We start from the raw sequence: 14,434 nt of genomic DNA, 5'->3' as shown, positions 1-14,434 counted from the left end.
CATTGTTGTGTAAATGCATTGTAATCATTTAAGCGAGGAGAGATTGTTTTGACAGAAGAAACACAGATACCGACATTACAGGCACACGTTAACTATCTAGAACTAGCGGGAACGAAATTCCGCTTCGAGGCACGTCTTTTCGGATTAACTGATTTCCTTCAGGCCGAGCAGCTACTTTTTGAGAATCCTGCCGTTCCTGAAGACACAGAAGAAACACAACCGGAAGATGGATACATCCAGTCCGAAGCACCGGTCGAACCGATTCCTTTAGAACGGGCCGTGATTTTCCGTAACAAACGAAATAAACGGACATTCATACTGCGCTTCCCGTTTGAAGGGGACTGGACGGAAGAAACGTTCAGCGGCGAGCTTGATCTCAACCATCTGACTCCGACCGGACGACCTTTGCCAATGGGCTACTTCGATGCTTTCTTCGGAATCGTCCAAGGAAAATCAATTTTACATGAAGCTCCATTTGGTGATACACGGTCCTTGATTCCGGTCATTTATCGTGTTGAAACGAAACATAGCAATGTCTTGCTCAAACTCGAATATGAACTGGTCGTCCAGTATTCAGAATACAGCAATACCCTAAGTTTCCATTCCCTTAAGCAAGGAGAGACGAAACGTTTTATCCGCTTGATCGAAAAATTCAACAAATCGAAAAAGAATTGGCGGAAACGCGCGTTTAAATTCCGTCGTTTTACATTCAAGAGTATTTACAATGTCACAAAATGGACGCAACCGATCCAAGACAACAAAGTTGTGTTTGCTTCGGATTCCCGAAGTGATGTCAGCGGGAATTTCGCCTATATCTTAAACGAAATCGAACGCCGGGATCTCAACCTGGATGTTAAAACGTTCTTCAAACCCAATTTGCAGTCCCGCCGCGATTGGCGTGATAAATTTACGTTGCCGTATCACCTCGCGACAGCCAAAACGATTTTAGTCGATGATTTTTATCCGATGATTTATCCGCTCAGCATCCGGAAAGGAAGCGATCTTGTTCAAGTCTGGCACGCAGTCGGAGCCTTCAAGACATTCGGATACAGCCGTCTCGGTAAGCCGGGTGGCCCAAGTGCCAACTCGCTCAGCCACCGAAACTATACGAAAGCCATCGTCAGCTCGCATAACGTCGCTCGTCACTATGCGGAAGGGTTCGGATTACGGGAAGATCAAGTCATCGCAACCGGGATTCCCCGGACAGATATGTTCTTTGACCAAACCTACATCTCCGATGCCAAGGAACGGATTTACGAAGAATATCCTGTCTTCAAAACAAAAAAAGTCATCATGTTTGCTCCGACTTTCCGTGGAAACGGCGCGAAAAGTGCCCATTATGATTTCAGTCAACTCGATTTGGATGCTTTGTATGAAGCTTTCCATGAAGACTACGTCTTCGTCTTGAAGATGCATCCGTTCGTCCGCCGCCGGATGGAGATTCCAGAAGTGTATGCTGACTTCTTCCTCGACTTGACGGACCACCGGGAGATCAACGAATTACTGTTCGTCTCTGATATTTTGATTACCGATTATTCATCGACTTGTTTTGAATTTTCACTGCTCGATCGCCCGATGCTCTTCTTCGCTTACGATTTAGAAGATTACATCTCAAAACGTGACTTCTATTATGACTTTGAAGAATTTGTTCCCGGACCAATCGTCCGTACCTCGGAAGAGTTGATTGAACGGATTAAGAACGAAGATTTCGAGATGCAAAACGTCAAAGCTTTTGCTGAATACTTCTTCGAGCATCAGGACGGGAAGTCGAGTCAACGTTTCGTCGATCAAATCATTCTTGGAGAAAACGAATGAATCAAACACCAAAACCAATGACCTTTTCCTATGATCATTGGCTCGGGAACTACAAAGTACTGCTGATTTTCATGGTGGTGTTCGGACATCTAATTGAGACGTTCCGTAATTTGGATGGGAATGATCCGGTCCAAATCGTCTACAACATCATTTATTTGCTGCATATGCCGGCTTTCATCTTCATGAGCGGATATTTTTTCAAGGAAGTCAGACCGAAACGAATCATTTCGTTTGTCGTCCTCTATTTCATCTGGCAATCGATTCATGAAGTCTATCTTGCTTACGTCAATGAGAAGACGGCCGATGGATTGATGGACGGTCTCCTTCATCCGCTCGTTCCGAGTTGGACGCTCTGGTACCTGCTCGGAATCATTATTTGGCAGATTGTGACGCCGGGATTTCTGACCTTGCGTTATCCGTTGTTGATCAGTATCGCGTTTGCGCTGCTGATTAACGCCAATCCGGGTTCGATTACGAACTTCCTGTCCTTGCAAAAGGTCATCAGTTTTTATCCGTTCTTTTTGATGGGCTATCTCATCAAAGAGCGGGGATGGCTCGCGGACGGACGGATTCGTGACCGGATGACGTCACCCCTCGGCCGTTTGACCGGATTGATCATTTCTGTTTCCATCGCCATTGCCATGGCGGTCTGGACAAAAAATGGATTCGATACGGTCTGGTTGTTCTACCGGGACACCTATGGCGAGTTTGACGTTCCGATACTCAAAGGCGCATTGATTCAACTCTTTTTATATGCAGTCAGTACCGTGATGATTTTCTCCATATTGATGATGGTTCCACATCGTTCGTTCGGTGAACGGTTTGATCAGATCGGAATTCAGACGTTGGCGATCTATCTGTTACATTCGTTCATCGTCCGTCTGTTTCGTGACTCTGTTCCACCATGGATTGCCGAATCGCCGGCGTTGCTGATTGGTTCCTCCTTCTTGCTCGCCCTGTTCTTCGTTTGGATTTTATCCAGTCGTCCAATCGTTCGATTGTTCCGACCGTTGTTATCTCCAAACGTTAACTGGCTGTTCAAGAAAACGCTGTAAATGTCAATTCAACAAACAGTTGATATAGGACCAGATCTCATTTCTTGAGATCTGGTCCTTTTTGTAACGGGGCGATAAAATTGACAGGTTCTTTCTCTTGAAACTAAGATAGTAAAGGTAGATCAAATAAACGCTTACACCAGCGTGCAGAAAGAAGGGATCCCCTTGCAAGCGGATCAACGTAAAAAATTAACGGTCCTGATGATTAACATGTTCATCGCCGTCGGGAGCTTCGGGATCATCATTCCGATTCTGCCCGCTTACTTAGCTTCAATCGGTCAAGGCGGTACTGCTGCCGGTCTGATGATCGCGATTTTTGCCGGCGCACAGCTTGTCATGTCACCGGTCGCCGGAAAATGGGCCGATCAGTACGGTCGCCGAAAGATGATCATCTACGGTTTGATCGGACTGACGTTATCGATGTTCGTCTTTTATTTCTCGAACTCGGTTACAATTCTCTACATCTCGCGGGCAATCGGCGGTGTCGGTGCCGCGCTGTTGATCCCTGCGATTTTTGCCTACGTCGCAGATATCACGACGATGGACCAGCGCGCAAAAGGTAACAGCTTCGTCTCCGCCGCGATGTCACTCGGAATCGTCATTGGTCCCGGGATCGGCGGTTTCCTCGCCGAGTTTGATTTAAAATTACCGTTGCTCGTCTCAGCACTCGTTTCACTCCTTGCTGTAGTTTTCAGCGTTCTGTTGCTTCAAGAAAGTGACGTCCATGACGCGACGGCGATGGCACCGGATGAAGGGTCGATGTGGAGCAAGCTCGGCGCGTCGTTCCATAAACCGTACTTCGTCCCGCTCGTCATCACACTGGTCATGAGTTTTGGTTTGATGGCGTACGAGTCCGTGCTTGGCCTGTTCGTCGACAACCAGTTTGGTGCGTCACCAAAAGACATCGCCATCATGGTGACGTCGACCGGAATCATCAGTGTCATCGCTCAGATTTTTGTCGTCGATAAACTGTCCCGCAGTCTCGGCGAAGGCAAAGTCTTGAACATCTTCCTGTTAATCGCGACGCTTGGCTTCTTGTTGTCACTTCTGACAGCAAGTTACGGCGGCTTCTTCGCCGTCACACTCGTCATCTTCCTTGCGACGTCGATCCTGCGTCCTGTTTTGAACACGATGATTTCAAAACTGGCCGGAAACGAACAAGGATTTGCGATGGGGATGAACAACGCCTACATGAGCATCGGGAACGTGCTCGGTCCGACACTGGCCGGACTGTTATATGATGTCAACATTCTTTATCCGTTCATGCTCGGACTTGTTTTCCTTGCCGTGACACTGATCGGATCTGTCATTTGGCAACGCCGTCAGTCCCGTTTGATTAAAAAGATTGAACAGACATCTTGATTCAGATGTCATAACAAAAGCAGGAGGTCGTCCGATTGGATTATCGGAGAACCTCCTGCTTTTTTCATATGGTATGGAAATATCAGCCATGCAACGTCGTCCGGTCCCACCAAAGCGCCTGCAGGAAGCGGAGGGTTTTGACAAACGTTTCGACGACGAGCAAGACGAGTAAAAATGCTGTGAATCGTAAATCCAGGGCATGGTTCAGGACCAGTCCTAACAGAAGCGTCGTCACAAAGACACGTCGTGTCAGCTCAATTGAAGACACTTCGAACGTCGTGACGATACTGAGTCCGATACTGTATACCAACAGGCCGACCAAGATGCTGACAGGAACGGTTTCTACTGTATAGTCCACCAACAGATACATACTTATAATCAATCCGATCAAAGCTATCCAGTACGTGTATCGCATATCTGTTCCTCCCTTTTGATCTCATCATAGCAAATTCTGATTCCTTCATTTTCAGTGCCACGAAACAGGCAAATGGGAAACTAAGAATCCGTTCATCCGTACTGTTTTTGATGAGCTTTCTTTAGCTTCAAGTACTCTTCATCCGCCCGGATCAAATCCCATTTTTCCTGAAAGATTTCTGCCGATTTTGCTTTTTCCGGATCAATTTCCCGTTCGTTTAACTCACCTGTCGCTTTGTTCTTGTACTTCCGTCCGCCTTTATAATTCGTATACCGGCGTGCCCGCGTATGTCCCATCTGGATGAACTTCCGCGCCATGTCCATTCCGACGAAGTCTCCGGCCTCTTTATAGTCGAGGTACATCTGATAGATTTTTTCGGAAGATTCTTTGGCAATTTCCGGCGTCTTGAACCGCCAATGCGGCAAGATTTCTCCTTTATACGGTTCAACGAGTAAGACACCCTGCTCGCCCCGTCCGACCCGATATTTTTCCGGTTCTTTGCGGAAGTCCGTTGTCTTAAAATCAAGATCGTAATCAAATGCCATATTCAGCGCTCCCTTCTTCTAAAGGATTCCCAGGAACGTTCTTCTTTAATCGTGTTGATACAATCCGGTCGTATACACAGCCGTCAAGGTTTTAGCGATTTCTTCAATCGATGCTGTCGTCTCTTCCCGGACGACTTCGAACAGATACATTTCGTTGGCAAAAAACCAGCCGCGGCCAACGAGTGTCGGATTCAAGTCCGGACGTGCAAGTCCCGCTGCTTGCGCATAATGAATATCGTGACTGATCCGTTCGATGAACCGTTCGCGGATCTGTTTCCATTTCGCCCGGATGACATAGGATACCCCGATTGCCTGATCGACGACCCGGAGCATCTCCCGCTCCTGCTCAGCCAGCTGTAAAAAAGCCGTCGCCTGTTGCTCGATTTGTTTTTTCGCCTCTTCAGCCGTTCCAGGCTCAAACGGCTGTTCCGCCACTTGATGGAAACGATCCATCACGTCTTCCATCAGGACGATCAACAGTTCATCTTTTCCTTCAAAATGGACATATGCCGTTCCGTAGCCGACACCCGCCCGTTTGATGATTTGCGAAATCGTCGTCGTCTGAAAGTCATTTTCAAGAAATACTTCCCGTGCTGCGACTAATAACTTTTCCCGCGTCCGGACTGTCCGTAAATGCCGTTTGTCCATTTTGGATTCATCTGCTTTCATCATAATCAACCACCTCTCCTGATTCTCTATCCGATAATATTGACACAGTGTCAATTTGTTTGCTACGCTTTTCTCAAAATTGATTACTGATTCATTTAAGGAGGAACGGACATGACATTGAACGCATCACGCAAGCATGCCATCGAACAGGATCAACAGGATATACTCGCTCCATACCGGAACGAATTTTATCTGCAGGAAGGTTCGATTTATATGGATGGCAACTCGCTTGGTCTGTTGTCGAAACGGGCGGAAGCCACGTTACTCGAATCGCTCGCCGATTGGCGGGAACTCGGGATTGACGGATGGATGAAAGGTCGGCACCCCTGGTTTAACTTGTCGGAAAAACTGGCTGCCTTGAACGCACCGCTTGTCGGTGGACGTGCGGATGAAGTCATGGTGACCGGTTCGACGACGGTCAATCTGCATCAACTGGTCGCAACTTTCTTTGCTCCGTCCGGACGACGGACGAAAATTTTAGCCGACAGTTTGACGTTCCCGTCTGATATTTATGCGCTCCAAAGCCAGCTCCGGTTGCGCGGACTCGATCCGGCAGAACACCTCGTTCAGGTCGAAAGCCGCGACGGACGGTTTCTTGATGAAGCGGATATCATCGCCGCAATGACGGATGACATTGCCTTGATCGTTCTGCCGACCGTTCTTTACCGGAGCGGACAAATTTTAGATATGGAACGATTGACCCGCGAAGCCCATGCCCGCGGGATCCTGATCGGCTTTGACGGCTGTCATTCCGTCGGCGCGATTCCCCATGCCTTTCATGACTGGGGCGTCGACTTTGCCTACTGGTGCAACTACAAACATTTGAATGGCGGTCCCGGTACGGTCGGTGGATTATTCGTCCATGAACGTCATTTCGGAACATTGCCTGGTCTAACCGGCTGGTTCGGTTCCCGTAAAGACAAACAATTTGATATGAATCATACGATGACACCTGCCGAAAATGCCGCTGCCTTCCAAATTGGCACGCCACACGTCTTGAGCCTCGCCCCGCAAATCGGTGCGCTCGAGTTGTTTGCAGAAGTCGGCATCGATGCCGTTCGGACAAAATCACTGGCACTGACCGACTACATGATGGCGCTCGTCGATCAAGAATTGGCAGCTTACGGCTTCGTCATCGGCAATCCGCGTGACGCGAAACGACGTGGCGCCCACCTGAGTCTCGAACATCCGGAAGCAGCACGCATTTGTAAAGCACTAAAAGCCCATCAGGTCATTCCTGATTTCCGGGCACCGAATATTGTCCGCCTGGCTCCTGTTGCCTTGTATAATAGTTTTGAAGACGTCTATGAGGTCGTTTCGATTTTAAAAACGATCATGGACGAAAAACAGTACGAACAATTCAAGAACGAACGCGAAGTCGTCGCGTAAGGAGGCTTTATGAAAGAACATCCTACTGAATTACGGCGTGACTTAAAAACACGTCAACTGACGATGATTGCGATGGGCTGTGCGATCGGAACGGGTCTTTTCCTCGGAAGCGGTCTCGCGATCAGTCTCGCCGGACCAAGTGTTCTCGTCAGCTATGCGATCGGTGCCTTCATCGTCCTGCTGTTGATGGGCTGTCTCGCGGAAATGACCGTCGCCCATCCGACCTCCGGCTCATTCGGAACGATTGCTGAAATGTACATCAGTCCCTATGCCGGTTTCCTCGTGCGTTATTCTTATTGGGTCGCGAATGTCTTGGCGATCGGCGTCGAAGTCAGCGCCATCGCCATCTACATGAAATACTGGTTCCCCGACGTACCCGGTTACATCTGGATTTTCGTCTTTGCAGCAGCGTTAATCTATATTAATGCCACGACCGTCAATACGTTTGCGACATTCGAATACTGGTTTTCTGTCATTAAAATCAGTGCCATCCTGATGTTCATGATTCTCGGTGCTTACCTGGTCTTCGGGAGCAGTTCACCGGAAATCGGTCCGCAAAACTTCACGAATGACGGTGGCTTCATGCCGTTCGGATTCTCCGGTCTCTGGATTGCCGTCTTCATTTCGCTGTTTAGTTTCCTCGGGACCGAATTAATCGCCGTTACGGCCGGTGAAGCAAAGGATCCGGACGTCGCTGTGCCGAAAGCATTGAAAGCAACGGTCTTCCGGCTGTCGACGTTTTATGTCATCACGATTGCTTTGATGCTGATGATCGTACCGTGGCAGCAGGCCGGCGGTGTCGATGAAAGTCCGTTCGTTAAAGTGATGGAAATGTTGTCGATTCCCGGTGCGGCCGGTATCATGAACTTCATCATCCTGACGGCTGCTTTGTCCGCGATGAACAGTCAGTTGTATGCCTCGACACGGATGATGTATTCATTATCGAAAGCCACCTATGCCCCACGAATCTTCAGTCGTCTGAATGCGAAAGGTGTGCCGCTCTTTGCACTCGCTGTGTCGACACTCGGCATATTCCTTGCTGCCGTCATCAGCAGTCAATCGAGTGTCTCCTATCCGTTCATGATGGGAATTTCGATGTTCGGGGCCATCTTCACCTGGTTCATGATTTTCATCTCCCATCTCTATTTCCGGAAAGCCTGGGAACGGGACGGTGGACGGAAACTGCCGGTCCGGATGATGGGCTATCCGTATTTGACGGCGCTCGGTGCCCTCTTGTTATTTGCACTGGTCATCACGACCTGGTTTACCGATTTCCAGATCGTCTTGAAGTTTGGTATTCCGTGGTTGATTTTCCTGACGATTGCCTATGTGTTCTGGAAACGCAACAACCCGCCGCAAGCGGATCAGACAAAACGTTCACAATCACTTTAACGTAAAGGGGATCGAGTGGTATGAAACAGACGGACGCGACACAGATTGAGGAGTCGATTCAAACCGACTTTAAAAAAGACATGTCTTACGGGGATTATTTGCAGCTGGACTCGCTTTTAATGAGCCAACAACGGTTATCGGATCACCATGACGAGATGTTGTTTATCGTCATTCATCAAACGAGTGAACTCTGGATGAAACTGATTTTGCATGAGATGACGGCGGCCATTCAGGCAATCGCCGATGATCAACTCGAACGGTCGTTTAAGATGCTCGCCCGGGTTTCAAAAATTCAACAACAGCTGATCCAGTCATGGAGTGTCCTCTCGACACTGACACCGGCTGAGTATCTTGAATTCCGTGACTCGCTTGGGCATTCGTCCGGATTCCAGTCGTACCAAAACCGGCAGATTGAGTTTGCGCTAGGCTTTAAGAATGCCCAAATGTTACGCGTCTATGAGCATGAAACGGCGTTGTTCGCTCAATTGAACGATGACTTAAAGACACCGAGCATCTATGACGAAACCGTCCGGGCGATGCACCGGCGCGGCTTACCGATTGACGAGACGATTCTCAAGCGGGATGTCACGGAAGACTGGGAAGCTGATCCGAGTGTCGAAGCTGCCTGGGCCATCGTCTATCAAGACGTCGAACAGTACTGGGATTTGTATGAACTCGGCGAAAAGTTGCTCGACATCGGCAGCCAGCAACAAATGTGGCGCTTTAACCACATGAGCACCGTCGAACGGATTATCGGTCAAAAGCCGGGAACGGGTGGTTCGTCCGGCGTCAGTTATCTGCGCCGTGTGCTCGATCATCGGTTCTTCCCGGAACTGTGGTCGGTCCGGACAAAACTTTGAGGGGGAATCTTGCATGAACCGTTGGATAGATGTCTCACAACCTTTAACATCGTCGATTACGACGTGGCCGGGTGATACGAAATTTGACTACACCATCAATTGGAGTAAAGCCGATACCGGCTCCGTCAACGTCGGACAGGTCACGATGAGTCTGCATACCGGCACTCATATCGATGCACCGTTCCATTTTGATGATGCCGGTCAAAAAGTCATCGATTTGGATCCGGATCTTTATATCGGTCATGTCCGTGTCATTTACTTGCCCGGTCGGACGGAACTCGTGGCAAGTGATCTCGAGGCATTTGATTTAACCGATGTCCGCCGGTTGATTATTAAAACAGACGGCTGGGTCGATAAATCGATTTTCCCGGAAACAATCCCGGTACTGACACCAAGTCTCGCCGAACGTCTTGGAGCACTCGGCGTCGAATTGATTGGTCTTGATTTACCGTCCGTCGATGCGATTGACAGTAAAGAGATGAGTGCCCACCATGCGCTCGCCGCACATGGAGTTCATATACTCGAAGGGTTGGTTCTTGATGCGATCACACCGGGTGATTATCATCTCAATGCCGTCCCGCTTCCGCTCGTCGACGGTGACGGCAGTCCTGTCCGTGCGTTGTTGCGACCGTATTAAAAAAACCGACAGAACGCTCTTCCGAGAGTTTTCTGTCGGTTTTTCAGTTTTCCTTGACCGTTACGGGGAACAATACGTCTTCCGTCCGTTGCATGATCTGTCCGAGTACTTGAAGAGACGGATCGACTTCAAAATCAATGTCGAGCGAATGGTTGGCTCCTTTTATTTGTTCCAGCACTAGGTTCGAGCTGCCGCACCGTTCCAACGCTTCCGGACTGAACTGACGATCGTGGTCACCGATGACGAGTAAACCGTGATGCCGGCTGTTCGCAATCGCCTCGACGATTGCCGGATCTTTTAAGAGAGGCGTCAAGAGAACAACACGCGCTTCCGGAAACAATCCGCGGTGCATCATCGTAACCAGCGGTACCGTTCCGAGCGATTTGGCAATGAAGTGAATCGTTTGATATGTACGTGAACGTAACACCTCATCGATGACCGCTTCAATCCGCCGACTCATCTCCGCATCTCCCTGTTCGTCCGGCAAGCTGAACAAATCATCCGAGACATACTGAATCTCAATCACGTTCACGCCCCGCTTCAATAACATCATCCGACTGAAGTAAAAGTATGGATGATCATACGCATAACCTGCGCCGGACAACATAAAGCAGACCTCATCCGACTCGGAATAATAGTGATTATAGGCAATCGTTTGATTCCCCAGTCGTGTCTCGCAACGCCGAATTTCCATCATGGCTCCCCCTTTATTTTTTCCTTACTTTACCATTCCCGTTATCAATCGTCTATTTAAATCCTCTACATACTAAACAGCCCCCTCCAACGCTTTAGTAGCGACAGAGAAGGCTGTTGGTTTAACGGACCAGTTGATCTGGTGTAAAGACTGACTGTTCAACTTGTTTTAAGGCATAAAAAGCACCTTGTCGTGCCATTAAATCTTCATACGTCCCGACTTCGATGACCTGCCCCTGGTCCATGACGACGATTTGGTCCATCGTCTCTAGTCCTGCGAGACGGTGACTGACAAGCAACAGCGTTGCATCCGTTGCACGTACGAACAAGTGCTCTAAAATTGTCTGTTCCGTCAACGCATCAACCGACGAGGTCGGCTCATCCAACAGATACAGTGGTGTCTGACGCAAGAAAATTCGGGCAATCGCCAGCCGTTGTTTTTCACCGCCGGACAGGTTTTCCCCTTTTTCAAGTACCCGGTCGTCGAGTTCAAGCAACGAAAGACCGACCTGTTCGAGTGCCTCGATCATCTGCTCATCCGTTGCCTCGCTACTGGCGAGCTTCAGATTGTCGCGAATCGTTCCGTAAAAGAAATGGTTCTGTTGCAGGACGACATTCGAATGTTTCCATAACGCTTCCGGATTAATCTCTTGACCCGGAGTTCCTTCAATCCGGATCCCGTCGGCCGGGTACATCCGCAACAACAGTTGCAACAGCGTCGATTTTCCGGAACCGCTCGCTCCGACAATCGCCGTTTTACTGCCTGCAGGGAACGTCACGTTGACATTTCGTAAGACTGGACGATCCTGCCCGGGAAACGTGAAGCTGACGTGTTCCGCACGGAGTTCCGGAGCCCGCGTCAATGCAAACGGGCGATATTCCGGTTCCGCTGTCGCTTCGACGACGTCATCGAGCCGACGTGCCGCATGACGGCTGTCTTCGAAGAAGCCCGGTAAGATCGCCATCGGTGCGGCATTTTCAAACACCGTCAACGAAGTCATGACGAGTAAGGCCAGGAAGACACCGTCGAGCTGCCCGTCAGCAACCAGATAAGCACCGAGTCCGAGGACAATCCAGGAAATAATCAATGTCGCCAGTGTATTCAACGCAAGGTTCGAGACGGCGTGTAGCCCGTTGCGTTTTTCTTCTGCCACGTAACGTGCTGCGACGGCATTCAGTTCCGCTTCCTTGTTCCCGAGTTGTTGATAAATCTTTAAGTCCCGGTAGCCTTGGAACAGTTCTGTCACTTCTGTCGACAGTTCCCCGCGCCGTGTCCGAACGGACCGGGCAAACCGTTGTTCCCGGTAGGCAAACCAGCCGGGAATGATGAATCCCGTCAAGATTAGACCGAACACAAGCACAAGTGCGACACTGAGTGAAAAGAAACTGACGAAAAAGATTGTACACAGAAAAACGAGCACCAGGATAATCGGCGGATACACGACGCGCAAAAATGTATTTTGCAGACTTTCGACGTCCCCGACAATCCGGGCGAGCAAATCACCACTCCGGTACTTCGCAAAGATGCCCGGTGCGAGCGGTTCAAGACGTTTATAAAACGTCGTCCGTAAGTCGCTGAGAATCGTAAACGTCGCCCGGTGTGAGTAATAACGTTCCGCATAACGGCTGACAGCCCGTGTCAGGCTCGAGATTTTCTGCAGGGCAATCAAAACAGCAAGTGTCTGGATCGGTGGCAATAAGGCGGCTTTTGAGATCAAAAAGCCGCTTGCGGCAAACAAGCCGACCGCCGTGATGCCGGCCAAAACACCAAAGATAATCGAGAGCACGATGTCCCGTTTCTGGTGCAACATCAAGCGAAAAATTCCCATCAACTCTTTCATCGTGTCTCCTCCCCTCGTTGAACGGCACGCATCATCGCATACTCCGATTCGCGTCCGAGTAATTCTTCGTGTGTCCCACGGTCGACGATCTGTCCCGCTTCCAGCACGACGATTTGATCCGATTGTTCGATCGTATGCAGACGGTGGGCGACCGTGATGACAGTCGCTTCACGTCCTAAGACGGTCATTGCTTCCTGTAATACCCGTTCCGTCTTGACGTCAAGACCGGTCGTCGGTTCATCAAACAAGATGACGTTCGGTCGTTTCAGGAAAGCACGTGCCAGCGCAACACGCTGTTTTTCGCCGCCGGATAAGCCGCGTCCGCCTTCCCCGATTACCGTGTCGAGTCCGTTCGGCAGTTGTCCGATCAATTCAGTCAGACCGGCATCAGATGCCGCCTGCTCAATCGCCGGTCTCGATGCTTCGCGCAATTCACCTATTGCGATGTTATCCGCAAGTGTCCCGGCATAGAGGTACGGATGCTGGGAGATATAACTCAGTTGACGGAACCAGCTCGCTTCCGTAATTGTCTGACGATCTTGACCGTCCAACAACAGCTGTCCGTCCTGCGGATCGGCAAGACCTGCCAGTAATTGAAGAACGGTCGATTTTCCGGCACCGCTGCGACCAATCAAGGCAACCTTCTGATACGGTTCGATGACAAGATTCAGTTCAGTCATCGCAAACCGGGCATCGCGGTACGTAAAGGCGACATCTTTCAGCTCAATCCGCGGCGGATGGCCTGCTGATAATTCAGTTTGTCCGAAGACGACACTCCGGTCATCTTCCGTCAGTTCGGCCGCAATCTGTTTTGCGGCGGCGACACTACCGCGCCCCGTATGGAAGGCAGCGCCCATCTCTTTTAAAGCTAAATAGTATTCCGGTGCCAGAACCAACATCAGAAAGGCCGGCACGAAGGTGATGCTTTGGAACAAAATCAACCGTAAACTGACTTCAAGCGCAATCATCCCCATGCTGAGCATCGAGATGAATTCGAGCATCAGCGATGACAGGAAGGCCAGTTTTAAGACAGTCAACGTCGCATCCCGAAAATCGAGGCTGCTCCGTTCGATGACGTCCTGCTGGGCCTTTGCCCGTCCAAATAACTTCAACGTCGTCAGTCCCTGTAACGTATCGAGGAACGTACCGGAAAAGGCATTCATCTTCTCGAGCTGCGTATCGGCCCGCTTTTGCGTCATGATCCCGATGACGATGTAAAACAGCGGAATGAACGGCGCCGTAATCATCATGACCAGTCCCGTCACCCAGTCATAGCTGAAGGCGGCAATCAGCACCATCAGCGGAACGATCGACGTCTGGATAACTTTCGGCAGGTACTGGCTATAATAGCTGTCCATCTCATCGACGGAATCGAGCAGGACACTGACCTTTTTTCCGGATTGTCCTTCGAGCATCGATTCAACAGAGTTTTTCGTATATTTCGCGACAAGTGCCTGGCGTAAGTCTTGTTTGACCCGTGCCGCAAGATTCGTCCCGAGACGTCCGTTCCAGTACGTGACGCCGACGCGCAGGACAAGCATCCCCAACAGGACACCAAGCAATGGAATGACTGCCGCGAACGGATCCCCTTGCAGGAAAATCCGGTCGACAATGATGACAATCAGATAGGATTGACCGATGACGGCTACGCCCATCAGGACGGCTGCAAGCATCAGTTGTATAAAAATCGTACGCGGAATCGTGATGATTCCTTTGAGTGGATTCATAAGAAAACGTCCTTTCACTAAGTGTGAACGACTT

13 protein-coding genes are annotated in these 14,434 nt (G+C 49.8%); 7 read left to right on the top strand and 6 right to left on the bottom strand.

Features of this window, described 5'->3' with window-relative positions:
* The first annotated feature begins 48 nt into the window (after positions 1 to 48).
* The 3 genes from MUN34_RS11310 (at position 49) to MUN34_RS11300 (ending at position 4,232) form a co-directional block, all read left to right on the top strand.
* Entirely contained in the window at positions 49 to 1,815 is a 1,767-nt protein-coding gene (locus MUN34_RS11310) for a CDP-glycerol glycerophosphotransferase family protein (RefSeq protein ID WP_247857814.1), read from the top strand.
* Positions 1,812 to 2,870, top strand: a complete 1,059-nt coding sequence (locus MUN34_RS11305; RefSeq protein WP_247857813.1) for an acyltransferase family protein — start codon at positions 1,812 to 1,814, stop codon at positions 2,868 to 2,870. The genes MUN34_RS11310 and MUN34_RS11305 overlap by 4 nt, the downstream gene beginning before the upstream one ends.
* Positions 2,871 to 3,035: 165 nt before the next feature.
* On the top strand, positions 3,036 to 4,232 hold the full coding sequence (locus tag MUN34_RS11300) for an MFS transporter (protein WP_026829558.1): 1,197 nt from the start codon (positions 3,036 to 3,038) through the stop codon (positions 4,230 to 4,232).
* 82 nt (positions 4,233 to 4,314) lie between these two features.
* Here MUN34_RS11300 and MUN34_RS11295 read toward each other — a convergent pair whose 3' ends face one another.
* From MUN34_RS11295 to MUN34_RS11285, 3 genes are all read right to left on the bottom strand, one after another.
* Positions 4,315 to 4,647, bottom strand: coding sequence for a hypothetical protein (locus MUN34_RS11295; protein ID WP_026829559.1), 333 nt, complete (start codon positions 4,645 to 4,647; stop codon positions 4,315 to 4,317).
* Positions 4,648 to 4,739: 92 nt separating this feature from the next.
* The gene (locus MUN34_RS11290; protein ID WP_247857812.1) at positions 4,740 to 5,192 is read right to left on the bottom strand and encodes a DUF4385 domain-containing protein; all 453 of its coding nucleotides are present in this window, start codon (positions 5,190 to 5,192) and stop codon (positions 4,740 to 4,742) included.
* A 45-nt stretch (positions 5,193 to 5,237) separates the two neighbouring features.
* Positions 5,238 to 5,861: a TetR/AcrR family transcriptional regulator gene (locus MUN34_RS11285; protein ID WP_247857971.1), complete on the bottom strand. Its 624-nt coding sequence runs from the start codon at positions 5,859 to 5,861 to the stop codon at positions 5,238 to 5,240.
* 111 nt (positions 5,862 to 5,972) lie between these two features.
* Between MUN34_RS11285 and kynU the strand changes: the two genes are divergently transcribed.
* The 4 genes from kynU to kynB are packed head-to-tail and all read left to right on the top strand — an operon-like array spanning position 5,973 to position 10,139.
* Entirely contained in the window at positions 5,973 to 7,250 is a 1,278-nt protein-coding gene (gene kynU, locus MUN34_RS11280; RefSeq protein ID WP_247857811.1) for a kynureninase, read from the top strand.
* Positions 7,251 to 7,259: 9 nt separating this feature from the next.
* Entirely contained in the window at positions 7,260 to 8,642 is a 1,383-nt protein-coding gene (locus tag MUN34_RS11275; protein ID WP_026829563.1) for an amino acid permease, read from the top strand.
* A gap of 20 nt (positions 8,643 to 8,662) precedes the next feature.
* Positions 8,663 to 9,502, top strand: a complete 840-nt coding sequence (kynA, locus tag MUN34_RS11270; protein ID WP_247857810.1) for a tryptophan 2,3-dioxygenase — start codon at positions 8,663 to 8,665, stop codon at positions 9,500 to 9,502.
* A 13-nt stretch (positions 9,503 to 9,515) separates the two neighbouring features.
* Positions 9,516 to 10,139, top strand: a complete 624-nt coding sequence (gene kynB, locus MUN34_RS11265) for an arylformamidase (protein WP_026829565.1) — start codon at positions 9,516 to 9,518, stop codon at positions 10,137 to 10,139.
* A gap of 43 nt (positions 10,140 to 10,182) precedes the next feature.
* Here the strand turns inward: kynB and MUN34_RS11260 are convergent, their stop codons facing one another.
* The 3 genes from MUN34_RS11260 to cydD all read right to left on the bottom strand — a co-directional run bounded on the left by MUN34_RS11260 (position 10,183) and on the right by cydD (position 14,400).
* Positions 10,183 to 10,833, bottom strand: a complete 651-nt coding sequence (locus MUN34_RS11260) for a cyclase (RefSeq protein ID WP_247857809.1) — start codon at positions 10,831 to 10,833, stop codon at positions 10,183 to 10,185.
* A gap of 121 nt (positions 10,834 to 10,954) precedes the next feature.
* A complete protein-coding gene (gene cydC, locus MUN34_RS11255) occupies positions 10,955 to 12,673 on the bottom strand; it encodes a thiol reductant ABC exporter subunit CydC (RefSeq protein ID WP_247857808.1) in 1,719 nt (572 codons plus the stop codon).
* On the bottom strand, positions 12,670 to 14,400 hold the full coding sequence (cydD, locus tag MUN34_RS11250) for a thiol reductant ABC exporter subunit CydD (protein ID WP_247857807.1): 1,731 nt from the start codon (positions 14,398 to 14,400) through the stop codon (positions 12,670 to 12,672). The genes cydC and cydD overlap by 4 nt, the downstream gene beginning before the upstream one ends.
* Positions 14,401 to 14,434: the final 34 nt, after the last annotated feature.

The organism is Exiguobacterium sp. 17-1, assembly GCF_023096305.1.
GTDB classification, from domain to species: Bacteria; Bacillota; Bacilli; order Exiguobacteriales; family Exiguobacteriaceae; genus Exiguobacterium_A; species Exiguobacterium_A sibiricum_A.
This window is presented reverse-complemented; position numbering and strand designations above follow the sequence as displayed.

Coding starts and splice junctions, on each gene's coding strand:
- cydC (WP_247857808.1), bottom strand. CDS start 12,673: ATGAAAGAGTTGATGGGAATTTTTCGCTTGATGTTGCACCAGAAACGG.
- kynB (WP_026829565.1), top strand. CDS start 9,516: ATGAACCGTTGGATAGATGTCTCACAACCTTTAACATCGTCGATTACG.
- kynU (WP_247857811.1), top strand. CDS start 5,973: ATGACATTGAACGCATCACGCAAGCATGCCATCGAACAGGATCAACAG.
- MUN34_RS11295 (WP_026829559.1), bottom strand. CDS start 4,647: ATGCGATACACGTACTGGATAGCTTTGATCGGATTGATTATAAGTATG.
- kynA (WP_247857810.1), top strand. CDS start 8,663: ATGAAACAGACGGACGCGACACAGATTGAGGAGTCGATTCAAACCGAC.
- MUN34_RS11290 (WP_247857812.1), bottom strand. CDS start 5,192: ATGGCATTTGATTACGATCTTGATTTTAAGACAACGGACTTCCGCAAA.
- MUN34_RS11285 (WP_247857971.1), bottom strand. CDS start 5,861: ATGAAAGCAGATGAATCCAAAATGGACAAACGGCATTTACGGACAGTC.
- MUN34_RS11260 (WP_247857809.1), bottom strand. CDS start 10,833: ATGGAAATTCGGCGTTGCGAGACACGACTGGGGAATCAAACGATTGCC.
- cydD (WP_247857807.1), bottom strand. CDS start 14,400: ATGAATCCACTCAAAGGAATCATCACGATTCCGCGTACGATTTTTATA.
- MUN34_RS11305 (WP_247857813.1), top strand. CDS start 1,812: ATGAATCAAACACCAAAACCAATGACCTTTTCCTATGATCATTGGCTC.
- MUN34_RS11275 (WP_026829563.1), top strand. CDS start 7,260: ATGAAAGAACATCCTACTGAATTACGGCGTGACTTAAAAACACGTCAA.